Here is a 23,709-nt window from a genome sequence, read left to right as displayed (position 1 = left end):
GCTCGGCGACCTCGTCCTCGAGCTGCTGCTCCCGAGAGGTGGGCTTGGACTTGCCCGCCTCGATACCGGCCTTGCCGCCCTCAAGGAACTGCCGCTTCCAGTTCCCGATGGCCTGCTCGGAGACCTTCTCGCGGCGGGCGGCCTCAGCGATCGAGATCTCGCCCTGCAACACGGACAACACGATGCGGAGCTTCTTCTCCGCGGGGATCGTCGGGGGACGACTCATGATGATTCAGACCTTTCGATAGGGGGCGCTGCCTCAGCAACTAACTACCCCTGCCACATAGTCTGACGCGCGACACAGACAAGCTCGCCCGCAACTACCGCGCGGGCATCTGCCTTGCAGCCGCGCTGATCTGGATCAAGACCGACTTGATCAACACGCCCTAGTGTCCGACCTCGCTACCGAGCACGCAGAGACGTCCGGCGGCAGGATCCCGCTGGACGAGGGAAGCGTGAAGGTCGACGCAGCTCGTCGACGTCGCAATGACCTTGCCGAAGGCAGCGGCCACCACGGCACCAACTGGGTCGGGTTCGTGACCATCACGGCCGAGAGTCGGGAGCTGCTCGCCGCCGGCAGCCGCGAGCTGGCAGAGCTGTGCGCAAATGGCGTCGGCATCCAGAAGCTCGAATGGCTCGACTCGTACCAGCCGGCCGCGAGCGGCACCACCTGGCCGATCGGGCGCGGCATCCGCCCGCACGTTCCGACGTTCGGCGCCAAGGCGATGCGGCTCATTGCCGGCGGCGGAGATAAGGAGGCGATCGCATGAGCGACACCACAGCACCACGACGTTCACGCCGCGACCGGAAGGCGGCCGAGGTCGTCGACGTCGCCACGACGGAGCCCGTCGACGCTGCACACGGCGAATTCTCCCCGTATGAGCTGCCCGGTCCCAAGCGGAGGGTGAAGGCTCGCAAGGCGGCCCGCGGGTACTACGCGCCGGCACTCGAAGGCGCGCCGTCGACGACCCGACAGGCATCCGTCCTGAACACCGCACTGATCGGCCCCGTGACAGGTACGCAGGGCGTCGCCAACGGCCGCGACATGCTGTCGCACACGATCATCACGCATGACCCCGTCACCGCCTACAACTCGACGCCTCGGCTGATCTCTAGCCCGAACTCGATCGTGTGCGGGGGCGTCGGAGGCGGAAAGTCGAGCTTCGTCAAGACGGTCTACGTCATCCGCCCGCTGGTCATTCGCTACCGCCGAGCCGTCATCTTCGACAAGAAGAACCGTGCCGGCGAAGGCGAGTACGCCGAGCTTGTGCGCAAGTGGGGCCAGGGCGAGCCGATCCGCTTCACCACAGAAGGCTCAGGCTCCCGTCTGAATCTGCTCGATCCCCTCATCGTGAATCAGATCGGTTCCGCCGGCACGTACCGGCTGCTCCACGCAATCGTGCGGATTGCGCGTGACGGCGCCCAGCTCGACGAGTGGGAAGAGAAAGCGGCACGATCGGCGCTGAAAAAGACGCTCGCCGTCCACGAGGAAGGCCGTGAGCCGACCCTGGCCGACATCCTCCCGCTACTCGGGTCGGTGGCCGACGAGAGCGATATGACCGCACACGCGCTGGACCGGCTACACCAGGCCGGCCTCGGCATCCGCTTCACTCTGGAAGGGCTGCTCGACGAGTACGGCGGACTGCTCGACGGCGAGACAAGCGCGGGCGTCGACCTCACCGGCAAGCTGACCAGCTTCGATATCTCACAGCTCCCCAATGAAGGGCCGTCGTCGCACGTCGTCCGTGCGATCGGAAACCAGTGGATGCTCGGCCGCCTCCGCACCGATCCCGGCTGGCAGACAACCTGCATCAACGAGGAAGGCTGGGACATGGTGGAGGGGCCGGCCGCTCACCTGTTGAAGTCGAATCAGAAGCTCAGCCGTGGACTCGGACTGAACAATGTGTTCGTGTTCCACAAGGGGCTCGATATCCCGCTCGATTCACCCGGCCGCACCGTCATCAGCGAAGCCCAGAGCATCTACGTCTTCCGGCAGGATCGGAAGGAGGACGCCGACTGGGCCGTGCGCACATTCGGCTTCGACCCCAGCACCGCTGAGACGTTGCAGACGCTCGCCCCCGGCCAGTACATCTTCAAGTACGGCGCCGTCCCTGAGACGCACGTGGAGCACGTGCGATCGTCGATCGAGGTTGGCCTGACCGACACCGACGAGGGCATGCGAGGCGACGGGCGCCAGGACGACGCATGAAGACCCTGGCGGGAGTTATCGCGGCAGTCCTGTTGCTCGCATTCGGCACGACGTTCGTGCTCGCATCCGTGCAGCGGGCCGACGCATCAGCGTGCGTCGTGGACCCGTCGCAGCTCCCGCCAGAGGGCATTGAGGGCTGGAAGGGCGACCAGCTCGTGAATGCCAGCCTCATCATGGATGCCGCAACGCAGCTACAGCTCGGCAAAGATGCGCAGATCATCGGCGTGATGACCGCTATGGGCGAGGCGTCGCTGAACAACATCGGCTACGGCGACTACGAGACGGGCGGCGTCCTGAACCCGGACGGCACCCCGACGTCGTCAGTCGGTCTGTTCCAGCAGCAGGAGTGGTGGGGAGCCTAGAGGACCGGCTGAACCCGACCAAGGCCGCCACGATGTTCTACACCAGGCTCGCGGCCGTCGACGACTGGCAGAACATGCCCCCCAGCCACGCCGCACACCGCGTTCAGATCAACAGCAACCCCGACCACTACACGCGCTGGGTCGATGACGCTACGGCCGTCGTCGACGCGCTCAGCGGCGATTGCAGCGCACCTGGCAGCGGGGAGTGGATCGTACCCGCCCGCGGCACGGTCACCGGAACGTTCGGAGACTGCCGGGGGAGCGGCTGCAGCCGGCAGCACATGGGTACGGACCTCGCGGACGGCACCTGTGAGAGCCCCATCTGGGCCGCAAGCGCCGGCACCGCCACAAAGGGGTGGACTGACCTCGGCGGCGGGGTCGTCACCATCGACCACGGCAACGGGATTACGACGAAGTACTACCACATGAAGAAGCAGAACATCTATGTCCAGGACGGGCAGCAAGTCGCCGCAGGTGAGCTGATCGCCGCCAGCGGCAACGAAGGCACGTCCTCCGCAGGATGCCACCTGCATTTCGAGGTCATCAAGGACGGCAAGCACGTCAACCCCGAGACGTTCATGGCATCCGTGGGCGCCCCGCTTCCGAAGTAGCCGGCCGTGCCCGTCGACGTCGCCAGCTACCTACTCGGAGCGCTGAGTACGCTCGCCGTGCTCGGCGCCTTCCTGGCTGCTCGTCGCGCCCGCCAGCGGCTACGCGCCCGCACACGTGAGCGGCAGCGGCGACGGGCGGCAGCCGAGCGGCGGGCCAGGCACGACGCGCAGAAAGCCCGCGTGCGGTTCGTCCCGACCGAAAAACTCGAGGACGGTTCGTGAACGACGCAAGCGAGATCTGGGCGAGCGACGACTGGGTGCCAGCAGAAGTGAAGCGCAGCGGCGCACGCGGAACAGCTACGGTGCTCACGCTGACGCTTATCGGTGGTGCGCTCTACCTCGTCGGCATCCTGAACGTCCCCGCTCCCGCCGGATGGTTTCTAGTCGGGAGCGGGCTGCTGCTGTTCCTGGCCGTCATCGTCCTGGTGACCGCGGCGAACCCGTACCGCCGGGTAGGTGAGGACGTCGAGCAGTCGCACCGCATCTTCCACCTCTCGCCCGAGACTTGGGACGAGGGAGCTACCGTCACCCTCGAAGTCCGCCGATGCCGCAAGAAGCAGTTCATTGCTGAGAGCCGCTGGGGCAGACGCTCCCAGCTCGTCTAATTCTTCCCGCAGCGCCCCACACGTCGCCATGCCCTCGGCCAAACCCTGTCCGGTCGTCGACGCCCCCGCTACCTGTATGAGCTGGAAGTGCTTTCGGGCCTCGGCGCCGTGTACGAACGCGGCGCAGCTAGGGCATGTCTCCCAATAGCGCGGCCCAGGTGAGGCAGGCGTGGAGGACGGCGCCGGCTCGGTAGGTGATGGCGAGCTTGTCGTAGCGAGTCGCGATTCCGCGCCATTGCTTGATGAGCGCGAAGGACCGCTCGACGACGTTGCGGTCTTTGTAGGCACCTGCGTCGAACGCGGGTGGTCGGCCGCCCTTGCGTCCCTTGCGTTTTCGGGCGGTGATCTGGTCGCTCTTCTCCGGGATCACGGCTCGGATTCCGCGGGCGCGGAGCAAGCGCCGGTTCACCCCACTGCCATAGGCCTTATCCGCCAGAACCGCGTTCGGTCGGGTGCGAGGCCTGCCGCCAGCGATCCTTGGTACGCGGATATCATCGAGAACCTGCTCGAGCATCGCGCCGTCGTTGCGCTGCCCGCCGGTGACCACGATCGCCAACGGCATCCCGTTGCCGTCGACGGCATGGTGGACTTTCGTTGTCAGTCCGCCGCGGGAGCGGCCGATGCCATGGCCGGCCGGTTCGATCTCCTCAAGCGGCAGAGGTTTGTAATTCGAGAACGCCCCCTGTGTCCTGCTCAGGGCGCGTGGTGTTGGTCGCGTGCTGGTGCGCACGCGCGATCGTTGCGTCGACCGAGACGTCCCAGTCGATCAATCCGGCTTCGTCCGCCTGAGACAGCAACGTCTGCAGCACCCGGTCCCAGGTGCCATCGCCGGCATAGCGACGGTGGCGCTTCCACACCGTCTGCCAGGGGCCGAACTCATCCCGAGGCACATCACGCCAGGGCGTCGAGGTCCGAAACCGGTAGATGATCCCGTCCACGACGCGGCGATCATCACCGAACGGGTGACCACGCCGACCGGTGTTTGACGGCAGCAACGGGGCGATCAACACCCACTGCTCGTCCGTCAATCGGCGAGTGCGGGAGTCCAAAACAGAAGTCACCCATCAAGAATCGCGCATCAATCATGAGCCATATGGGAGACACGCCCTAGGGCGACGACAGCGGACATCACAGCGCGAGTGGTGCGCCGGCAGCGGACATCACAGCGCGAGTGGTGCGCCGGCAGCCGGCACCGGCCCGGTCACGACGTCGCGCACACGGTCGCGCGTAACTGTCGGAACCCCACAACGCGCCGGCCGGCGCCACGGTGAGCTCGCAGCTGCCGGCGTGTGGGACTCCGACAATGATTCTTCGAGCACGACGCGCACAAGCTCTAACCGGCCGTGACGATCACCACGGCGGCTTGTGCGTTGTCGACAAGCCGCCACGTGTCTTGACACGTAGGTGTCAAACGGCCGTCGCGGGGGAAGGGCACCACTGGTCCGACTGATGACCCGGCGTAACCGTGACCGGCTTATTCGCTGTCGAGAACGCCCGTCCGGCACTCCGCCGGATACGTACCACACGAGTTTCGGTGCGATTGAGTTTCGGCGGAGGGTTTCGGCGGGTCACACTTCGGCGTGTCGCGTGGTTTGTGACTTGCGACGTTAAATGTCGTGGTCCTCGCGTCGCTTATCGTCCGATCAGAAGTGCTTCCTGGGCAGCGTCGACGGCCTCCGGGGTGAGGCGTGTATGCCTGTTGATGTCGAGGATGCGGTTGACCTGGGTTACGAGCCGGTCGGCGAGGCGAAAGTTTCCGTTGGTCGCGCGGACGATCGCGGCGAGAGCTGCCGTGTGGGCGAGACCTGCGTCATCCGGGTCGGGGTCCGGGAGGCGCTGCGCGACGACGGCGGTGAGCTCGTCGCTGCGGAGGGGTCGGTATTCGTGAGCGAAGCCGATGCGGCTGTAGAGCTGAGGGTAGCGGGCGAGGCGTTTCTCGATGCCGGGCATGCCGATGAGGATGACGCCCATTCGGTGGCGGTCGTAGAAGTCGCGGACTTGTTCGAGTCCGGCGGTTTTGAGCCGGTCGGCTTCGTCGATGATGAGCAGCTCGGTGTTCCCGCTGTATTGGGATTCGGCGTGAACGTAGGGGTCGACGTGGCCGTGCTGGGCGTAGTCGATTGCCCAGGAGATGTGTTGGCAGGCGCGGGGCAGGCCTTGGTCGATCTGCTTGATAGTCGCGGCGACGGTTGGGGTGAAGAACGCGGTACGGCTCTGTTGGACTGCTTCGGGCACGGGCGGCAGCGCTCCTGCGCTGCGCGAGAGCGGGTGCCATTGCTCCCATTCGTCGGTGCCGGCGTAGTGACGGGCGGAGAGTGTCTTGCCGATCCCGGGTGGCCCGTAGCAGAGGCCGATGTAGCGGTGCGAGCGGACGGTGTCTGCGAACTCCGTGAACCGGCGGTGCTCCCGCGTGGTCACGAACGCGGGCCGCGTGTCTGCGTGGGGTGGTGGCGATTCTTTGAACTCGTCGAAGTGGCCGCTGAGGAACCGGCGCCCGTCATCGCCCGGCTCGAAGAGGACGGAGATGGGTTTGCCGTCGTCTGGCTCAGTCGTTGGCATAGGTTCTCAATCCATGTCGGGCCGGGGGTGGCGTTGCGCGGTCGGGTGCACTCTCCGGTACAGGCGCAACTTCGGGGCGGTGGCGGGTGTCTTCAGGTAGTGAGCCAGCGTGAGCGGTGAGCTCGCGGAGCTGCTGTTTCAGGGCGCGGCGTTGCTTGTTTCTCGCGGTTTGCAGATCGGTGAAGGAGACGGTCTCGGAGGAGCGTTCGGGTGCGATCGCACGACACAAGAATGCGTTGTCGTGGAACACGCGCACCTCGCCGAGGTCGCGGGGGTCGTATCGCACCGTGACGTCTTCGCCGACGTATGCGGCAAGGACCGGTGAGATGTATCGGGTCGATGCGAAGCGAATCCCGTCGCGTTGCACACGTCGCGTTGCCGCTGCAGTCAGCAGGAGCGAATCGAGGTCTTCCGGGTGTGCGGGCATTCGAGGGATGAAGCTTTCGCTCCGCCATCGTGCGTGCGGGGCCTCGCCAGTCGCTGAATGCGGTCGTTCGTTGTACTCGTCGACGATGAATCGCTCGAGCACGTCATCGAGTTGGTGCAAGGTCAGCGTGGGTTCGCTGCCTGGTGCACCGCCGGTGCCGTGCGGGATGAAGCCGGGCAGATGCGGCAGCAGCTCGGTCGTGATCGTTCGGTAGAACCGTTCGATCTTGCCGCGACCTTGCGGAACGGCGACCCGCGAGTGAATCAGGCGCACGTGCAGGTCGACGCAGACTTGTTCGATCCTGGTTGAGGTGAAGTCGGACCCGTGATCGCTGTAGAGGACGTCCGGGAGCCCCGACACCACCCACTTGGGGCTTCGTTTCCGAGAAACGGCCTGATGGAACGCCAGCGCGGAATGCTCGGCCGAGGGGGCTGAGACGCCGACCGCATATCCAGCAATGGCCCGCGAGTAGTCGTCGAGCACGATCGTCAGCCAGGGGCGGACGGGCTGCTGTCGATCGCCGAGGATCATCACATCGAGCAGGGTGTGATCCATCTGCCACTGCTCGTTCGGTGCAGCCGTCGTGCGGCGGTAGACCAGCTCGAACTTGTCTCGGTAGGCAGCGTCCCCGCCATCTGCGAGAGCAGTCAGGCCCGGGTCGAGCGCGTGCACGATTTCGCGGACCGTAGTGTATCCCGGGGCGGAGAGGCCTCGGCCCCTAGCAATGTCACCGACGCGGCGGTGAATATACGCGATCGTCGGCGCGGGACGCCGCACAGCAAGCGCCTCCACCGCCTTCACCAGCTCGGCGTCGATGCGCGTGGAGCCTTTATCGCGGCGAGGTGCCCGCGAGAGCTGTCCTCCCGTTTCCATCCGAGCCGCCCAGCGTTGCAGGGTCCGTACTGCAACGCCGGAGTGTTCCGCAAGGCGTGTCCATGGCACCCCGTCCTGGTGTTGGCGCACAAGCTCGGCTTTCTGCCGGTCGTTGAGGTGCGCCATGATTCCTCGTTAGGCCCGCTCGACGTGCTCGGCCAGGTGCCGGTAGATCGTGGGCCTGGATACCCCGAACGTGTCGGCAATCTCTTGGACGGTGTGGCCGCCCTCGTCGTACATCGCTCGGGCCTGCCGGATCTTCGTCGGCGTCATCTTGAACTTTGGGCCGCCCTTCCGGCCCCGGGCGCGGGCGGCCGCGAGACCGTCGTGGGTGCGTTCGACGATGAGGTCGTGTTCGAACTCCGCGATCGCAGCGAGCATGTGAAAGAACAGCCGGCCTCCCGGCGTCGTCGTGTCGATGCCTTGCGAGAGTGCTTTCAAGCCGACCCCGCGCTGTTGCAGTTCGTCCGCGACCTGTTTGAGGTTTTTCACCGACCGGCCGAGCCGGTCAAGTTTCGTCACGACGAGCGAGTCTCCCTCGCGCAGATATCCGAGGGCTTCCGTGAGCGTCGGCCGCTTCGCCAGGGTGCCGGATGCGTGCTCGACGAATATCTTGTCGCAGCCCGCAGCATTGAGCGCATCCGTTTGGCCGTCGGGATTCTGGTCTCGGGTTGAGACTCGGGCGTAACCGATCGTGGCCATGCCTCAGTGTAACGCGAACGCCGCTTGTTTTACATAGATTGCTGACACGGGTCGTGAGACGCGACTCGCCGACCTAATCGACAAGTGTCGATGTCCGAAGTCGTCGGCACTTCTGTCCGAAGTCCTCAACACTCGTGTGCGCAACTCGATCTCCCACGGGATTGGGTCGACTATCACCTATCCCATAGAGTATTGCGACAAGCCGCAGGAGCGCGTCGATGGCCCCCGGGTTCGATGAGCGAGGGGTGATCGTGTCACGAATTCTCCGGCCAGGCAACCCACCGGCCGGAAGCAGGAATCCGAGAGCGTGCGTTTCTGACACGCTCGACTGGAAATCTTGAACGCGGGATCGGCTTGCCACGCATGCGGCCCCCGGTTCTTCACGCGTTGAAGCGATCCAGCGACTCGGCCAAGGCTCAAATCGTTCGGAGTAACCGCCGGCCGCGACGGTGCGTACGGTCCATTCAAGCTCGTCGGCGGCACATCGCTGTTATCGAGCTTCGTTACTAGTCGAGTCCGCGACGCTCGAAGCGGCGGGGTGGTCGGGCGAGCAACAGAGCAGCGGCGAGGCCGACGATGATGACGCTGAGTGCGATCCCCGCCTGTACGCCCCACACAGGGACGGTGCTGAGCCATGCACCGCTGGCTTCGAGACGGCGGTTCCAGGCAACCTGGTATGCGCCGAGTCCGATGCCTGCGGCGAGTCCGGTTGGTAGGCCGACGGCGAGAATCACCGCGGCTCGGGCGAGTCCGAGCCGGACGAGCAGGCTGCGGCCCGCTCCCACCGCGTGCATGGTCGCGGCGTCGCGGCGCCCTTGAGTTGCTGAGAGCAGCACGGATACTGCGGTAGCAGCGACCGCCACCAGTATGAACAACAGGATGGGGGCCCACATCACCGCTGACGTGAGCGGGTCGGAGCTCGGAGACAACGGGCCGCGTGCATCGGGGATGGTGACACGGGCAAGGGATCCGAATCGGTCGCTGCCGCTGAGGCCGAGCAACTCGCCCTGGCTCAGCGGCTCGGAGACGGTGGCGATCTCTCCGAGGTAGTGCACCGCGTCCACCCCGAGGTGCTGAGCTGTGTCCGGTGCGATGAGGAACGGTGCCCCCACCCCCTGGAGGAACGCTCCTGGTAGCTCGACGATACGGTCCGCGTCCGCTGCTTCCACCAGGTTCTCGGAATCAACAGCCACGCGCACGAGACCTTCTGAATTGATGAGGGCCGCGTTATTGACGACAACCCCGCCGGCATCGAGCACGTCCGCAGCGTGTTCGACGGCCGGCAATCGTGTCGCACGGAGCGCATCGCCACTGAACAGCATCGTGTTGGAGTATGCGGCGAGGCCGCCGAACCTAAAACTGGGATTATAGGCAGCGCCGGAGTTCTGGTCCACACATCGTAGAGGCGCTCCTGGATGGATCGCGGAGGCCGTGTGCACCGCTTGCCCGGGAGGGCACTCGCCCCCTTCGGGAAGCAACGTTGTCAGTTGCAGCGACGACGTCCGGCCGATCTCGCTGATGGACTCGCTTCCCGTGACTTGGGGGAACCGTTCGCTGGCTTCATCGATCGCGGCCGTGGCCAATAGTCGATCGAAATCATCGTTCACCGCTACTTGCGGGGAGACCATAAAAGTTCCGTCCCACTGCAACGTGCCCCCTTGGTCCCGATCGTTGGAGATCAAAGATGCAGCGGACACCACGAAGTAGGAGGAGGCCATGACCGCGAAGAGCACGCCGAGTGCGGCGGGAACCGTGCGCGAGGGGTGGTCGGCGGCGTCGCGGAGCGCGAGGCGTAGTGCCGGTCTGGCGCGCTTACCGCGCCGTCCCAGCCAGGCGATGATCCCGCGAACGGTGAGCACCATCCCGGCCGCCGCCAGCACGAGTGCGAGAAACACGAGCAGGCCGAGCGCGCCTACACCGGACGGCGGAGCGCTGGTCACCGGGAGCCCGGGATCTGCGGGGGCTTCGCCCAAGGGGATACGGAAGGCGGCCGCGCCGAGTGCGACTGCCGCAATCAGGAGCGCGGGACCACCGCATGCCGCGATAAGCCGCCACAGTCGACCGCGCCGCGCCCGAGTGGGTCGTCGGTCCCGCAGGGCATCAACAGGGGAGAGCCTGGCTGCTGTGCGGGCCGGCGGCAGCGCCGCCAACGTTCCGAGCATCAGCGCGATGAGCACCCCGACCGGGAGAACCCACCACGGGTAGTATGCCAGCGTCGAGGCCACGCTATATTGCTGACCCATCGACTCTGTGGAACTCGTGAGCGATTCCAGCCACGCGGCGATTCCTAGCGACGCCGCGAAACCAAGTGCTGCACCCAAGATGCCGCCAGCCGTGCCGAGCACGATGCCCTGGGCAAGAATGGTGCGGCGCAGATCGCGCGGCGCGGCACCTGCTGCCGCTGCGAGTCCCAGCGCACGTCGGGACTGCTCAGCAGAGACCGCGAAGGCCGGAGTCACGAGGAAGAACACAAGCAGCACCCCGATCACAGCCGTAGCGATAATTCCGATCGCCTGCTCGACGTACGCACCGACATCCACCGGGACGGGATACAGTTCGTCGGCGGCAGGATAGTGAGTGAGGACATGCCGCGACACGGCGAAGGCTTGCAACTCATTGAGCTGCCGTGTCTGATCCCAGGTCACTGGGTCTTCACCGACGACAAGCCAGTGGCGTTGGATGCCGTCAGGATTCTCCGCGACGAGTGCTGAGAGCCAACCCGAGACCGACCACGCCTGCTCACTTGCACTGTCCGCAATGCCCACGACCAAGTAGCCACGTTCGGAATTTTGCATCGCGGCCATCGTGTTGCCCGCGGTGCTGCGCAATCCGGAGTCAGGCGCGGCCAGGAGGCCGAGCGTGTCACCGGGAGCGAGATCGAGACGTTCCGCGAGCGGGCGACTGACTAGCAACTCGGTTGGAGCGGCGGGTAGCCTTCCCTCCGCGACATCTGGAGCGAGGAACGGCAGGGCATCAGCTTCGGCCTCTACCAGTTGAGCGGTACTCAGTGCCCCGAGATCGATCGTGTCAAGCTGGTCTGCTCCGGCTCCTGCCGTAGTCTGCTCACCAGGATCTAACCCCAATTCGGTAGAGACAATAAGCTCTGGAGAAGTCCAATACTCCAGCAACGCGGCCCCGGGCGCGAGGCGCGCCGAGATCTCTTCCTTGCTCGCGGGACGAACATCGGGTTCATCCACCCACGGGCCAGGTGGGCCCTCGGGCAACTGCGCAAACGGCGGCGAGTCCCGCGGCACGGTTGTTGCGGTCACGACGGCCTGGACACCGTCCGGGATCGAGGCGAGAGCCTGATCGCGGGTCGGCGTGCCACTGCCGGTCAACCCGGCGAAAGCGACAAGCGCAGCTATCGGTAGCGCGATGAGCAACGACGCCAGCACGGTGCGCGCGAGATGCCGACGCGCATCCCTGCGGGCGAGCCGGAGCACTGGACGCCACGAGACAAATCCGCGGAGCCGAGTGCTCACTTGCTGACTCCGGTGAGAAGCGTCTCAGGATCAGATGGACCCGTGGCTCCTGAAATCCGACCGTCACGAAGGTAGACAGTGCGATCGGCCCAGGCCGCGAAACGGGACTCGTGCGTCACCATCACCACCCCGGCCCCGCGGTCGGCCCTATCCCGCAACAGCTCCAGTACCGCAACTCCCGTACCGCTGTCGAGCGCTCCCGTCGGCTCGTCAGCCAGCAGGAGCCGCCGGGGACCGACAAGAGCACGGGCGATAGCGACACGCTGCGCCTGCCCACCAGACATCTCCTCGGGACGGCGATCCGCCAAGTCGGCGATGCCACACTCCGCGAGTGCGGAGCGCGCCGCAGAAAAAGCCGGACGCCAGCCCCTCCCATCCAACTCGAGCGGGAACGCAACATTCTCGGCGGCGGTCAGCCCCGGCAATAAGTTGAAATCTTGGAAGACATAGCCGACGCTGCGACGGCGCAGCTCGGCAAGTTGCTTCGGACGTAGACGCTCTAGAGAGACTCCCTCAACGAGCACCCCACCAGAGCTTGGCACGTCAAGTCCTCCCGCAAGGTTCAACAGGGTCGACTTACCCGATCCCGACGGGCCCATAATCGCCACGAACTCGCCCGCCCCAATCGTCAACGAGACTGTGTCCAGTGCCCGCACCTCACGCGCCCCTGCACCGTGCACCCGACTCACGGCGCGCAACTCCAGAATCGGTGTACCGACGTCATCGGAGCCCTCGCCGAGCACGGAGGCACTGTTAAGATCGCGCCGCGTGGTCATCGAACGACCTCAGTGCGGGCCGCACCAGACTCCACCGATGATGTTGGTGCGCTTACCGGAGCACCTTGCAACGCTCCGCTCTGGATTGTAGAGCCGACTCTCATCAGTGCGGTCTCGACATCGTCGAGCCAACGCAACTCGGCCTCTGTGCTGAAGATGTGGTGATCAAGCACGAGACGGTCAACGAGGTCGGCTACCTTGACCTCCCGTCGTAGCCGGGTGAGATCGTGCATAGACCGTTGCGCCGCTGCACGCTGAGTCTGCACCAGCGCTTCAAGATCCACCCCCGGAGTGACCGCGGCGAGAGCCAGCTTGATCACGAGCTCATCACGCCCCCGATGCTCGGCCACCACAGGTTGCGCCCACCATCCCGCAAGCTCATCCCGGCCAGCAGCACTGAGTCTCCAGAGCTGACCGGCCCCACCATCTTCTGATCGCCCCGCGGACTCGGCGTCTCTCGCAACCAGCCCGTTACGCTCCAAGCGCTGCAGCGTCGTCGAAACCTGGCCAATGTTGAGCGGCAAGGTCTGCCCCGTGGACGCATCGAAGCGCTTGCGCAGCTGATAGGTCGACGACGGCTGCACGGAGAGCAACGCAAGCAAGGCGTGCTTAACAGACACAAAAACTTCCTCTGAACGGTGAGACGAACCCATAGGATCACCGGGTTACTGGATAACTAGTTACACAGTAACCGTCGCGAAGACGAACCTGCAACACGAACGACGGTTGTCGGTCGACGTCATGTCGACGCCGGAGATGGTTGCTCGAGGTCGGCAGACGAGTTCGTACCCCACAGAAGCCTGCTAACCCTCTGAGTCGTCCTCGACGTCGGTTCCGCGGGCGAGTTCTTCGCCGAATGCGCGCGCGATGGTGGCTTCGTCGGGCAAGGCGGCCTGCGCGTCCTCGGCGAGCTCGTAGCGGCTCACTGCGACTGGCTGGGTGGTGGAGGCGAGAGCGTAGCGCACGACGGCGTCGTTTTTGCCGGCGACGAGGAGGATTCCGACGGTCGGCTCGTGCTTACTGCGATTGCGTAGCTTGTCGTCGACAAGGGTGACGTAGAAGCCCAACTGGCCGGCGTCGCGCGGCTCGAATTTCGTGGTCTTTAGTTCGATCACTACGTAGCGAAGCTGCTCGATGTGGAAGAACAGTAGGTCTACGAAGAAGTCATCGCCGTCGACATCGAAGTGCACTTGGCGTCCGACGAACGCGAAACCGGGGCCGAGTTCGTGGAGAGTGTCGACGATGCGGTCGACGAGTCGTTCCTCGAGTTCGCGCTCAGCTGCGTCGCTGTCGATAGCGAGGAAATCGAGCGCGTAGGGATCCCGGGTGATCTGCTGCGCGAGTTCGGAGTCCGGCCGCTCGAGCGCGCTTGTGAAGTTCGTCGGGGCGGCAGCCTCGCGCTCGTGCAGCCGGGTGGTGATCTGGTGGGCCAGGACCGGTCTGCTCCAGCCATGGGCGACGTCCTTGGCCGCGTACCAGTCTCGCTGCTCTTGATCGTCGAGCTTATCGAGAAGCTCAATGATGTGACCCCACGGCAATTCGCCAACGGGTCGTTGGCGAATTGCATTCTCCTCGGGCCAAGCCGTTGTGAACCGGCGCATATATCGAAGGTTCGCCACCGAGAAGCCCTTCATTGAGGGGAACTCGCTGCGGAGATCGTTGGCGAGTCGCTTGAGTACCCCGGTACCCCACGCTTCCTGCACCTGTCGGTCGAGGATGGTGCGCCCGATACGCCACCAGAGCATCAGCAGCTCAGTGTTGGCCTTCCGCTGCGCCTGGAATCTAGCGGCGTGGACGTGCTGCTTAAGCTCACTGAGCGTAGCTGCATAGTCACTGGGTACCAGATCAGAAGTCACACTCCTACCGTAACTAGAGACAGTTACATCAGGTGGAGGGGTCTGGTGCAGGAACGGGTGACATCAAACGTGGCTAGCCCGGGAGGGCTGCCCTGGAAGGATGTCCTCATGCCTAAGCCGTTCCCCAAGGAGTTCCGCGACGACGTGATCCGCGTCGCGGAGAACCGCGATCCGGATGTCACCCTCGCGCAGATCGCGAAAGACTTCGGTGTCCATATCGGAACCCTGGACAAGTGGATGCGGCAAGCCCGCATCGAGGCCGGCGAGCAACCTGGCGAGACGAAGCAGGAGTCCGCGGAGCTGCGCGAGCTCCGTAAGCGCAATCGCCTCCTTGAGCAGGAAGTCGAGGTCCTGCGTCGCGCGACCGCGTATCTGTCCCAGGCTCATCTGCCGGGAAAATGATGTACCCGCTCGTGAGCGAGCTCGCCGACGACGGCATCCCCGTCGTGGTGTCGTGCCGGGTACTGAAGCTCGCGCGCCAGCCCTACTACCGCTGGCTAAGGCACCCCGTCACGAGGCGGGAGCTGGATGAGGCGTATCGCGCGAACGCATTGTTCGACGCCCACCGTGACGACCCGGAGTTCGGGTATCGACTCCTCGCCGACGAGGCCCGCGATGAAGGCGGCGAGGCGATGTCGGATCGAACGGCCTGGCGAATTGCGTCTGCGAACGGCTGGTGGAGCGTGTTCGGGAAGAAGCGCGGCAAGAACGGCAAGAAGCCTGGCCCCGCCGTTCACGACGATCTCTGTGTCGTCGTCGACGAGCACGGGCGTGAGCGTCACCGGTTCGTGGCGTCCCGGCCGAACCAGCTTTGGCTGACCGACATCACGGAACACAAAACGAGCGAAGGTCGGCTCTATCTTTGCGCGGTCAAGGACGCCTTCAGTGGTCGGATCGTGGGCTACTCGATCGACTCGAGAATGAAGGCATCTCTCGCGGTCTGCGCTGTCCGCAACGCCGTCCGGATGCGCGGAAACGTGAACGGCTGCATCGTGCATTCGGACAGAGGGTCGCAATTTCGAAGCAGGAAGCTACGCCGAGAACTCAGCCTCCATAATCTTGTCGGCTCGATGGGCAGGGTCGCGTCCTGCGGCGACAACGCGGCGATGGAATCGTTCTTCAGCCTGCTGCAGAAGAACGTCCTCGATCGTCGTTCCTGGGCCACCCGCGAGGAACTGCGGATCGCGATCGTGACCTGGATCGAGCGGACCTATCACCGCAGGCGCAGGCAGGCCCGCCTGGGCCGGTTGACGCCCATCGAGTTCGAGACCATCATGAACAAGGACCTGGCCCTCGCGGCCTAACCAGAACTGTCACCTGTTCCTACATCAGACCCGAGCTGGGGGTAAGGAACTGAGAGGTGTCCGTTTGGGGATCGCTTTACGGGACAGTTGAGCGGCGAAGTTGAACACATGTCAATGTCCGAAGTCGCCTGCACGGTTGACCCGGGATCTCGGGTCGCGTCCGGGGGACTGTGAGTAAAGGGCTATCCGTGTTCGTATGCAGAACCGGCGCTTTGTGTGGCGTACGACGCTTGATGTGGCGTTGTGTGAGCCCTCGGTGTGGCGACGGGGTGTTAGATCGCTGGGCGCCGTCACCTTTGTCTTTGAGATTGCGTCAGCACTCTGTGCCCGTCGTCGCGTAGCTCGCCGGTGGGCGAAACATGACGATATAAGGTCTGACGACTTACGCCGAGTTCTTTGCAGAGGTCGCCGACAGTTGTATCGGGTTGGCCCATCGAGGCCATGGCCAGTCGGATCTTGGCCGCGGTCATCTTGTAGGGCCGTCCGCCTCTGCGGCCCCGGGCGCGGGCGGCGGCGAGGCCGGCGAGTGTGCGTTCTCGGATGAGTTCGCGTTCGAACTCGGCCAGTGCGGCGAAGATGCCGAAGACGAGTTTGCCGGATGCGGTGGTGGTGTCGATGGCGGCACCTTCACCGGTGAGGACTTTCAGTCCGATGCCGCGTTGGGTCAGGTCGTGGACGATGTTGACCAAGTGGCGCAGATCGCGGCCGAGACGATCGAGCTTCCAGACAACGAGCGTGTCACCCTCGCGTAGGGCTTTCACACACCCGGCGAGGTGTGGGCGGTCGTCTTTCTTGCCGGAGGCTTGGTCCTCGTACATGGCGTCCGGGTCGATCCCCGCCGTGAGGAGAGCATCGCGCTGCAGGTCGGTGTTCTGCGATCCATCGGCTTTGGATACTCGCATGTAGCCCACCAGCATCTTCATCTCCTTGCAATGTCACGTATACGGCCGTTTAGGTGACGCGAGCTAGGGATCCGGATCAGACCATCGCGGTCGTAACAATACTCGTCATTTATTCTATGTCTTGCGAACGGTACCTGTCCCCGTTGTTGTGTGACACACCCCTGGTGCCGGCATCCGGTGCACGCATGGCGGCGAGCGTCTGTGGCAGGAAAGCTTCGGGAACGTCGAGGCCGATCAAGTCGCCGCGGATGCTCTGGAACGTCTTCTCGGTGCGCGTAAGGCTCGTCAGGACCGCGAGCATGCGCTCTGCGGCAAGCGGGTCTTGCTGGGCGAGAGCGAGGGCTTCACTCATCGCTTCACGCGCCTCGTCCCAGATATCGCGCGGCGGCAAGCCGTCGGGAGCTGGGCGATCTGGCTCGGGCGTCAAGAGATGGCCGAGTGTGCCGCGCGCTTCAATCTCTCCGGTTTCGATCAGGTGGATAGCTGTCGCGGCCGCTTCGAGATACATCTCTTGCTGCGGCCACGGTAGCGTCTCGTAGGTTCGCGCGGCACCGATGATGCCAGCACGAGCAGGGTGCCCGGCCGTGCGCCAGATGAGTTCGATGGAGCGGCGTGGGCGGACCCGAAGTTTTGAGAACGGAATCGAGATCTCCTCGATGATGGTGCGCAGCAGGCGGAACCACACCCCAACATGGACTGTCCGGCGTGGTAGAGCAACCGTGCCGGTCCTCAGAGCTTCTTCGGTGCGTGCGTCTTGGATAGCGACCTGCCGCGGAACGGGCCGGTTGTTCGTCTTGCTGTGCTCCCAGCCGAAGAACGCGAACGATCCGAAGGCAGCGTCGAGCCGGCAACCGTGATGCGGGCATGTGAGCGTGATCGGAAGCTGCACGATCAGTGGCAACGTGAGCGCCCCGCCTGTCGTGCTCTCCGCGCATGCCGGGCACACGCGGCTGACCGGTCTGTTGTTGGAATTGAGCGGCAGCCATGCCCGCCAGTTCATCACTTCTCGGTGGGGACGTTCCTTGAATGTGATGATCACGGACTCTTGGCGCACATACGTGTCGAACGCAGAGCCGGGCATCGGCTCTGGATCGAGCGAATCGAGAAGCCACGGCACCCAGCCAGCGACCGTCATCCGGCGTACCTGCTTCTCTGGCACACCGGTGCGCTCCGCCAGAGTGGTAATCAGCGCCGACGGTGCCTCCAGATCCAGTGACCGGATCGGCCCTGGCGCGGGAGCGTCGGGTGGAGTGAGGTCATGGCGGACAAGCTTATCGAGGTCCATCCCGTACACAGTGGCGAGCCTATGGAGCCACGAGCTCAGCGCCTCACCCCGGCCGGGCGCTGGGTGAAGTGGCCACCGATGCGTCATAACAGTTCGCGCTCAAACAAGTGTCGCCGTTCTGTGGGCCCGACATATGGGGCGACGAGGAGGGTGCGCTGATTGATCGCTTCCTCGCCCGTCTCGATCGCTGCGACGGCGGCGTCCGTAAGAAGGCGCGTGAGTTCGCCAATGGTTCCCTCGCTGCGGGTGAGGAGGTAGCGTGACATCTCCTCGCTGTCGATGATCGAGCGACGGCGAAGCGGGAAGGCTGCCGCGAAACTGGCCAGCAGTGAGCGCGCCTCATCATTGGGCTCCCAGCGCGGCAAAGCGAAGGGCTCGAACCGGTTTTCTAGCTGGTCGTCGGATCGGATTGCCATATATGCCTCGCGCGTCCCGACTCCGACCAACGGGATGCGCAACTCGTTACCCAGAAACCTCAGCACGTTCAGGAACTCGCGTCGCGTGTCACCGCGACCGGCCAGCACGTTGTGCAGCTCATCAATGACCAGCACCCGCACTCCGACTGCCCGCAACAGGGACAACGTTGCCTGTTCCATTTCGGGTACGCGTTGTCGCGGGCGAAGCGGTGCTCCCAGCGCAGCCTGCAGCGCGACGTAGAACCGGGACACTGACGGCTCGGAGGGCATCTGAACGGCCAGCACTGGAACCTGTTCATGCTCGACGTGGGAGATCGGCGGGTGGAGACGGCGGAACTTCTCGATGATCATCGACTTGCCGTTATTGGTCGGCCCCAACAGCAACAGATTCGGCATGCGCTGTTTCTCCGGCCACTCGTACAGTGTCTCCAACCGTTCCAGCGCCTCGGAGGCGCGAGAGTATCCGATCCATCGGTCAGCGCGCACATGCTTGAGTCGCTCTTCCGCGGGAAGGCGTGCGATCGGCTGCGCGCTGGGATGCAGATGCGTGAGATCCTCGTCCGCAGTCACCGCTTCCGCGTCCATCACCACTGTTCGATCACTTCGAATGGCATCACGCGGTCCTCAGTAGTCGGCTCACTGCTTCCCTCGGGCGGTAGAAGGTCGACGGGTGGGCGAGCCACAGAGATTTTGGTTTCGTCTGCGGTTCCACCCCGTTTGCGACGTTCGGCGTTACGACGTGCCTTGCGGGTCGTGGAGCTTGCGGTTTCGGTGATCGTGCGCATTTGCTCGACCGTGCGGAACAGGGCATCTTCGTCAACTTGCGCTCGACCCTCACCTCGCAGCCGCTCCAGAGCGGCGCGGTGCTCCCACACGCTGACCGCCGGATACGAGAGTGTCCGGTATGGCACCGACAAGTAGGAGCCATCGTCGGGATCGAGCACCCAGATGCGGCTGATGTCCCGTGGGTCGCGGCGGATCACGAATCGTTCCATCTGGCTACGGCGTGCGATCCACGGTTTTAGAGCGTTGCGGAAGTAGTGCACGTGGTCGATCACGAACCCGGTCCGTGTCAGCTTCCGGCGCACCACTGGCAAGAAATCCACCAGGAACGCGGATGCATCCGTCACCATCGATGGTGCTGCCTCCTTGACCCCCGCCGCCCACAGCGCCAGTGGGGTTTGCCGCGTCGTGCCGTGGACCTGGCCGTGATAGCTGGAGACCGCCAAGGTCAGCCACTTCTCCAACTCGGCGACCGTCAGGACGGCTCGGGCGTCCGAGTCATAGCTTCCACGCTGGGCAGGGTTCGAGAACGTCGTGCCAGGCAACTCGTGCACCATCTCCATAAGCGTCCCTATGACGCGCTCGATGATTCCGCCGTAGTGCGGACGTCCTGGAGGCCTATAGTTCAATGCGATTCCGTGCTCCTGGCACCCTCGCCGTAACGCTTCACTCTTGAACTCTGAAGCGTTGTCCAGATACAACTCGCGCGGCTTACCCGCCATCGGCCACGTGACGTCGACCCCAAGCCGCTCCAGCGACGCACGTTTGTCGGTGACCATGTGCCCCAGACACAAACCGACTGAGAGTGCGGACGGTGCTTCCAGCGTGATCACCAGCCCCACGATGCTTCGTGAGCGCACGTCGATCGCGACGGTCACATAAGGTCGCCCGATCGGCAGACGGTGTTGTTCGTCCACCACGATCAGATCCACCACAGTGTGATCTATCTGTACCTGCTCCAACACCTCGACGATCGCGGGAACCTGCCCTCCCGCCGATTGCAATGGCCGGGCCGCCTCTCGTCCCTCCCGCCCCACGGTCTCCGCCCGCGGATCGAGCGCGGCGATGCGACGCCGCACCGCATTACGTGAAGGAGCAGGAAGCCCACGAAGCCGACACATCCGAATGATCTCGCGATGAACAGCAGCGATCGTCTTGCGTTGACGAGTCAGATAGTGCTTGCGGATCACCTCCCGAACGACCGTCTCCACCTCAACAGGCAGACGGGCCCCTCCACGGCCCCCGCTCGATCGGCCAGGGACGAGATCAGACACCGCTCCTTGGCCGTCACGCCACAGTCGTATCAAAAAATAGACGCGCTCCCGCGAGATACCCAGCTTCGTGGCCGCCTCGTTCACGGCGTATCCGCCCGTGCTGGATTCAGCGAGCGGACCGATAACCGCAGCCCGCTCCACCGCCAGTTCCCACGCCTCATCGGGAACGGTCAGCAGACCGCGCCCGGAAATTCGGTCATCCTTGACCGGCTCTTCGTCCACACCACTATGGGACAACATTTCGGGTCATGCGCACAAGTAGTGACGCATCGACAGCTCGTACCCGTGCGCACAACTCCCCGAACGAGGACATCAACTGTGCTGACGACTTCGGACACTGACAACAAGGCTGCCGACTGACTCATGAACGGTCGATCATGAGGCTGGCGAACACATTGAAAGCAATCGGATGGAGCAAGCGAGCGCGCTACAGCAGACTGAGCAGCGTCAGCGGGGACTGGCTTCACTCGAACCACTGACGCGCCAGCGCCCGAACTCACCACCTGAACGCGGGATTGGATCCCCGAACCCGCCCCCCCGCGGAGGGAGTCTGCACGCACCGACTCCGCACACGACCTTGAATGTTCGCATAGAATGTAGAACATGTTGTTTCGAGTAGATCAGGAGTCGCCGGTATCTCTGGCGGATCAGATCGCAGTGCAGGTGCGGGCCGCGATCGCTTCGGACGATCTTGCGCCGGGTGAGCGACTTCCCCCGGCGCGGGAGTTGGCGAAGTCGCTTCGGGTGAACATGCACACGGTGCTGCGCGCGTATCAGCAGCTTCGCGACGAGGGGTTGATCGAGATGCGGCAGGGCCGCGGTGCGTTTGTTCGTGAAGACGCCGGGGTGACGCTGTTGCGGGTGAGTGAGCTTGCATCGCAGCTCGTCGCCGAGGCCAAAAAGCTCGGGATGGCACCCGCGGACGTGCATGGCCGCATTGATCGACTCTTGGGAGGAACCGCATGACCATTGCGCGGAGACTGCTCGCGATTCTCACGCTGTGGATGCCCGGCGTCACCATCCTCGTTACCTGGCTGACGTGGCAGGAACGCCTGCCTGTAGAGCTTCCCACGCATTGGGGGTCCAGCGGCCCCGCGGATGCGGTGACGAGTGCGCCGGTGTTCTTCGGCTGGCTGCTCGGTGTCGCGAGTGCAGCCGCCCTGCTGGGATCGGTGTTCGTGCTGGTGCCGTTGTCGGGGAGATGGGTGCGGCGCGCGATCGGCGCTGCCGCTGGCGCGGTTGCCGCGTTCGTGCTGAGCATGTGGCTCGGCAGCACGGTGCCGTCGCTGGACGTCACCGATCCGTTCACCATTGAGTTGGGCGCATGGGTGCTCGTGACATTCCTCGCGCCCTGCTACGGACTAATCCCGCTGTTCTTGCTTCCCCCAGGAGCCAGTCCGCCGGTGGAACCGCAGGAGACAGCTAAGGTCGACCCCCTCGTGCTCGCGGACTCGCAGGCAGTGGCGTGGAGCCGCACAGTGTCGTCGTGGTTGTTCATCGGCACGACGATCCTGACGGCCGCACTCGGTGTGTTGCTATTCGCGCCGCCGATCATGCGCGACGGGTTCACTGCGGTCGGGTGGACGCTGATCCCGTACTGCGCAGCGGTGTTGCTGGTCGCGGTATTCTGTGCATACCGGGTGAGCGTTGACTGGCGAGGCCTGCGCGTGACCTCGCTATTGTTTGCCATCCCACTGAAACGCATCGCCCCAGAACAGATCGCACAGGTCGAGGCTGCGGTGCTGGAGCCAACACAGTGGGGCGGGTGGGGATACCGGATCATGCCCGGACGCTCGGCAATCATCCTCCGCAAAGGCCCCGGCATGGTCATCACGCAGCGCAACGAGAAACAGTTCGCGGTCAGCCTCGACCAGCCAGAAGAGCCCGCAAGCATCCTCCTCGGACTTATCGCACCATCGGTGCCGAGCGCAGGAGCGCGGTCATGACTGCGCAAAGCGAACTCGTAGTGCCGAAGCTCACGACGCCGGGAAAAGTGCGGGTGATCACTGTGGGAGCGATCCTCCCGCTGCTGTTCGCCATGTCAGGATGGGCGATCGCATCCTCATTGGACGGGCTACCAGACGAACTCCCCTCCCACTGGTCGGGAACCGTCGCTGACTCCTTCCTTCCGCCGGAAGCGATCATCAACGCCTGGTCATTCGGCAGCCTCTTCGCAGCAGCGCTGGCGGTGAGCATCACGGCCGGTGCCGCGCATCGCTGGGAATGGACCCCGCTGGGTCGAGGAGCGAGCGCCGTCGGAGTCGGCATCACCGGCGCTGTGACGAGCGGTTTGGTCGTTCCGTTGCTCCTTGCACAGGGCGCGACGACCGCGGAAGTCGTGGCACAGGGTGCAGCCCCCAGCATCCTGTGCGTGATGGGAGGGTTCGCGATCTTCGCGATCCTGGCGGTGCTCGCGTTACCCCCCGGTCACCAAACAGCGCCTGCCCACACCCCGACGCAGCAAAGACACGCTGAGGAGGCCGATGAATGAGCGATCAGCTAGCGCTCTTCCTCACAGCCGTTGGCACTGGCGCGATCCTCATTGCAGCGGGATGGCTCCTTCTGCGTCTCGCTCGCAGAGCCGCCGCGGGAACGCTAAAACGCAATCAGATCGCCGGCATCCGAACACGTGCGACACTCTCATCAGAAGCTGCCTGGCGGGCAGCTCATATCGCTGCGGAAAGCGACAGCGTGCGGGGCGCACGAGGGCTCATCATCGGTGGATTAGCAGCCGGAGCGACCGGCACCCTCGCGTTGGCAGGGCTTCCTTTCCCTATCGCGGCGGCGATCTTCACGGTGCTCGCGCTCGGCTCGACGACGTGGTTGCTCATCTGGACGCTGCGAGGTGCCGCCGTCGGAGAAAAGGCTGCGGTGCGCACCATCGCAAAGAAGTAGCTCATTCGGACTCTAGGCGAGAGAAAGCTATGAGTTGACGCTACGTGCTCCGGGAAGACTTGAATCGCGCTTATGCGCATGATTACAGACGAGTGTGTTTGAGGCACCTCGGCTAAGCCTCGATCCACCGATGAGCCTGGGGTGGGCTCAGCTGGCATGATCAGCGGGCGGTGATGTCTCGAGGGCAGGTGTGAGTTCCGGGCATTGCATCCCGGTCGTCCACGTGGTCCTCGGTCGTGCCGTTGCGGCGGCGATGGTCAGGTGGCCACGGCCGGTGGTGGGGCGTGCGTGGCCGTGAACAGTTGCGCGAACGCGGTGTGCCATGGCCAGGCCTCGGGGAGGTGCAGGGTGATGCGGCGCGCGGAACGCGCCAGTCGAGCGGGCACTG

The 23,709-nt window shown here is 64.5% G+C and carries 24 protein-coding genes; 11 read left to right on the top strand and 13 right to left on the bottom strand.

Annotated elements, in window-relative coordinates; translation table 11 throughout:
• The coding region (locus tag G510_RS0111935) for a helix-turn-helix domain-containing protein (protein WP_084644351.1) at positions 1-226 on the bottom strand (226 nt) is incomplete at its 3' end.
• Positions 227-389: 163 nt separating this feature from the next.
• Between G510_RS0111935 and G510_RS0111930 the strand changes: the two genes are divergently transcribed.
• The 6 genes from G510_RS0111930 to G510_RS0111915 are packed head-to-tail and all read left to right on the top strand — an operon-like array spanning position 390 to position 3,787.
• Entirely contained in the window at positions 390-770 is a 381-nt protein-coding gene (locus G510_RS0111930) for a hypothetical protein (protein ID WP_029153811.1), read from the top strand.
• Positions 767-2,209 carry an ATP/GTP-binding protein gene (locus G510_RS0111925; protein WP_029153810.1) on the top strand — a complete coding sequence of 481 codons (1,443 nt, stop codon included), beginning with the start codon at positions 767-769 and terminating at the stop codon, positions 2,207-2,209. The genes G510_RS0111930 and G510_RS0111925 overlap by 4 nt, the downstream gene beginning before the upstream one ends.
• Complete coding sequence (locus G510_RS18895; protein ID WP_245563340.1) at positions 2,206-2,571, top strand: hypothetical protein; 366 nt, start codon at positions 2,206-2,208, stop codon at positions 2,569-2,571. The genes G510_RS0111925 and G510_RS18895 overlap by 4 nt, the downstream gene beginning before the upstream one ends.
• Positions 2,559-3,182, top strand: a complete 624-nt coding sequence (locus G510_RS18890; RefSeq protein ID WP_245563339.1) for a M23 family metallopeptidase — start codon at positions 2,559-2,561, stop codon at positions 3,180-3,182. Before G510_RS18895 ends, G510_RS18890 begins: the two co-directional genes overlap by 13 nt.
• A 6-nt stretch (positions 3,183-3,188) precedes the next feature.
• Positions 3,189-3,404: a hypothetical protein gene (locus tag G510_RS18335; protein WP_157560591.1), complete on the top strand. Its 216-nt coding sequence runs from the start codon at positions 3,189-3,191 to the stop codon at positions 3,402-3,404.
• Positions 3,401-3,787, top strand: a complete 387-nt coding sequence (locus G510_RS0111915; protein WP_029153809.1) for a hypothetical protein — start codon at positions 3,401-3,403, stop codon at positions 3,785-3,787. The genes G510_RS18335 and G510_RS0111915 overlap by 4 nt, the downstream gene beginning before the upstream one ends.
• Positions 3,788-3,914: 127 nt before the next feature.
• Here G510_RS0111915 and G510_RS0111910 read toward each other — a convergent pair.
• The 8 genes from G510_RS0111910 to G510_RS0111870 all read right to left on the bottom strand — a co-directional run bounded on the left by G510_RS0111910 (position 3,915) and on the right by G510_RS0111870 (position 14,462).
• Positions 3,915-4,836 (bottom strand): IS5 family transposase gene (locus G510_RS0111910; protein ID WP_245563341.1). Its coding sequence is split into 2 segments (ribosomal slippage): positions 3,915-4,469 and positions 4,471-4,836, totalling 921 coding nucleotides; the frame shifts between segments, so codons are not numbered across the junction.
• 583 nt (positions 4,837-5,419) lie between these two features.
• Positions 5,420-6,346, bottom strand: a complete 927-nt coding sequence (locus G510_RS0111900) for an AAA family ATPase (protein ID WP_051216723.1) — start codon at positions 6,344-6,346, stop codon at positions 5,420-5,422.
• Complete coding sequence (locus tag G510_RS0111895; protein ID WP_029153805.1) at positions 6,333-7,772, bottom strand: Mu transposase C-terminal domain-containing protein; 1,440 nt, start codon at positions 7,770-7,772, stop codon at positions 6,333-6,335. Before G510_RS0111895 ends, G510_RS0111900 begins: the two co-directional genes overlap by 14 nt.
• Before the next feature lie 9 nt (positions 7,773-7,781).
• On the bottom strand, positions 7,782-8,348 hold the full coding sequence (locus tag G510_RS0111890) for a recombinase family protein (protein WP_029153804.1): 567 nt from the start codon (positions 8,346-8,348) through the stop codon (positions 7,782-7,784).
• 506 nt (positions 8,349-8,854) lie between these two features.
• Positions 8,855-11,791, bottom strand: coding sequence for an ABC transporter permease (locus G510_RS0111885; RefSeq protein ID WP_029153803.1), 2,937 nt, complete (start codon positions 11,789-11,791; stop codon positions 8,855-8,857).
• A gap of 35 nt (positions 11,792-11,826) precedes the next feature.
• Positions 11,827-12,606 carry an ABC transporter ATP-binding protein gene (locus G510_RS0111880; RefSeq protein ID WP_084644349.1) on the bottom strand — a complete coding sequence of 260 codons (780 nt, stop codon included), beginning with the start codon at positions 12,604-12,606 and terminating at the stop codon, positions 11,827-11,829.
• A complete protein-coding gene (locus G510_RS0111875; protein WP_029153801.1) occupies positions 12,603-13,226 on the bottom strand; it encodes a PadR family transcriptional regulator in 624 nt (207 codons plus the stop codon). The genes G510_RS0111880 and G510_RS0111875 overlap by 4 nt, the downstream gene beginning before the upstream one ends.
• Before the next feature lie 183 nt (positions 13,227-13,409).
• A complete protein-coding gene (locus G510_RS0111870; RefSeq protein ID WP_029153800.1) occupies positions 13,410-14,462 on the bottom strand; it encodes a PDDEXK nuclease domain-containing protein in 1,053 nt (350 codons plus the stop codon).
• A 108-nt stretch (positions 14,463-14,570) separates the two neighbouring features.
• Between G510_RS0111870 and G510_RS0111860 the strand changes: the two genes are divergently transcribed.
• Positions 14,571-15,766, top strand: a protein-coding gene (locus G510_RS0111860) for an IS3 family transposase (protein ID WP_157560593.1) whose coding sequence is annotated in 2 segments (ribosomal slippage) — positions 14,571-14,855 and positions 14,858-15,766 — 1,194 coding nt in all. Because the reading frame shifts where the segments join, the coding sequence is not laid out codon by codon here.
• A 290-nt stretch (positions 15,767-16,056) separates the two neighbouring features.
• On the opposite strand, the gene G510_RS0111855 is transcribed toward G510_RS0111860, so the two are convergent.
• From G510_RS0111855 to G510_RS0111840, 4 genes are all read right to left on the bottom strand, one after another.
• Positions 16,057-16,683: a recombinase family protein gene (locus G510_RS0111855; protein ID WP_029153797.1), complete on the bottom strand. Its 627-nt coding sequence runs from the start codon at positions 16,681-16,683 to the stop codon at positions 16,057-16,059.
• Between the two features lie 94 nt (positions 16,684-16,777).
• On the bottom strand, positions 16,778-18,040 hold the full coding sequence (locus G510_RS16725; protein WP_051216722.1) for a TniQ family protein: 1,263 nt from the start codon (positions 18,038-18,040) through the stop codon (positions 16,778-16,780).
• Positions 18,037-18,954 (bottom strand): TniB family NTP-binding protein, encoded by a 918-nt coding sequence (locus G510_RS0111845; protein WP_029153796.1) that lies wholly within the window; start codon positions 18,952-18,954, stop codon positions 18,037-18,039. Before G510_RS0111845 ends, G510_RS16725 begins: the two co-directional genes overlap by 4 nt.
• The gene (locus G510_RS0111840) at positions 18,954-20,648 is read right to left on the bottom strand and encodes a Mu transposase C-terminal domain-containing protein (RefSeq protein ID WP_157560589.1); all 1,695 of its coding nucleotides are present in this window, start codon (positions 20,646-20,648) and stop codon (positions 18,954-18,956) included. Before G510_RS0111840 ends, G510_RS0111845 begins: the two co-directional genes overlap by 1 nt.
• A 381-nt stretch (positions 20,649-21,029) precedes the next feature.
• Here G510_RS0111840 and G510_RS0111835 point away from each other — a divergent pair, with 381 nt between their 5' ends.
• The 4 genes from G510_RS0111835 to G510_RS18020 are packed head-to-tail and all read left to right on the top strand — an operon-like array spanning position 21,030 to position 23,321.
• Positions 21,030-21,392: a GntR family transcriptional regulator gene (locus G510_RS0111835; RefSeq protein ID WP_029153794.1), complete on the top strand. Its 363-nt coding sequence runs from the start codon at positions 21,030-21,032 to the stop codon at positions 21,390-21,392.
• Positions 21,389-22,372 carry a hypothetical protein gene (locus tag G510_RS0111830; protein WP_029153793.1) on the top strand — a complete coding sequence of 328 codons (984 nt, stop codon included), beginning with the start codon at positions 21,389-21,391 and terminating at the stop codon, positions 22,370-22,372. The genes G510_RS0111835 and G510_RS0111830 overlap by 4 nt, the downstream gene beginning before the upstream one ends.
• Positions 22,373-22,392: 20 nt before the next feature.
• Complete coding sequence (locus tag G510_RS0111825) at positions 22,393-22,917, top strand: hypothetical protein (RefSeq protein WP_157560587.1); 525 nt, start codon at positions 22,393-22,395, stop codon at positions 22,915-22,917.
• On the top strand, positions 22,914-23,321 hold the full coding sequence (locus G510_RS18020; protein ID WP_084644348.1) for an SdpI family protein: 408 nt from the start codon (positions 22,914-22,916) through the stop codon (positions 23,319-23,321). The genes G510_RS0111825 and G510_RS18020 overlap by 4 nt, the downstream gene beginning before the upstream one ends.
• Positions 23,322-23,709: the final 388 nt, after the last annotated feature.

It is taken from the genome of Microbacterium gubbeenense DSM 15944, assembly GCF_000422745.1.
In the GTDB taxonomy this organism is placed as follows: Bacteria; Actinomycetota; Actinomycetes; order Actinomycetales; family Microbacteriaceae; genus Microbacterium; species Microbacterium gubbeenense.
This window is presented reverse-complemented; position numbering and strand designations above follow the sequence as displayed.

Bases quoted from the DNA above. Each gene is read 5' to 3' on its own strand.
- G510_RS0111925 (WP_029153810.1), top strand. From the start codon at position 767: ATGAGCGACACCACAGCACCACGACGTTCACGCCGCGACCGGAAGGCG.
- G510_RS18895 (WP_245563340.1), top strand. From the start codon at position 2,206: ATGAAGACCCTGGCGGGAGTTATCGCGGCAGTCCTGTTGCTCGCATTC.
- G510_RS0111900 (WP_051216723.1), bottom strand. From the start codon at position 6,346: ATGCCAACGACTGAGCCAGACGACGGCAAACCCATCTCCGTCCTCTTC.
- G510_RS0111895 (WP_029153805.1), bottom strand. From the start codon at position 7,772: ATGGCGCACCTCAACGACCGGCAGAAAGCCGAGCTTGTGCGCCAACAC.
- G510_RS0111890 (WP_029153804.1), bottom strand. From the start codon at position 8,348: ATGGCCACGATCGGTTACGCCCGAGTCTCAACCCGAGACCAGAATCCC.
- G510_RS0111880 (WP_084644349.1), bottom strand. From the start codon at position 12,606: ATGACCACGCGGCGCGATCTTAACAGTGCCTCCGTGCTCGGCGAGGGC.
- G510_RS0111855 (WP_029153797.1), bottom strand. From the start codon at position 16,683: ATGCTGGTGGGCTACATGCGAGTATCCAAAGCCGATGGATCGCAGAAC.
- G510_RS16725 (WP_051216722.1), bottom strand. From the start codon at position 18,040: ATGACGCATCGGTGGCCACTTCACCCAGCGCCCGGCCGGGGTGAGGCG.
- G510_RS0111845 (WP_029153796.1), bottom strand. From the start codon at position 18,954: ATGGACGCGGAAGCGGTGACTGCGGACGAGGATCTCACGCATCTGCAT.
- G510_RS0111835 (WP_029153794.1), top strand. From the start codon at position 21,030: ATGTTGTTTCGAGTAGATCAGGAGTCGCCGGTATCTCTGGCGGATCAG.
- G510_RS0111830 (WP_029153793.1), top strand. From the start codon at position 21,389: ATGACCATTGCGCGGAGACTGCTCGCGATTCTCACGCTGTGGATGCCC.
- G510_RS18020 (WP_084644348.1), top strand. From the start codon at position 22,914: ATGAGCGATCAGCTAGCGCTCTTCCTCACAGCCGTTGGCACTGGCGCG.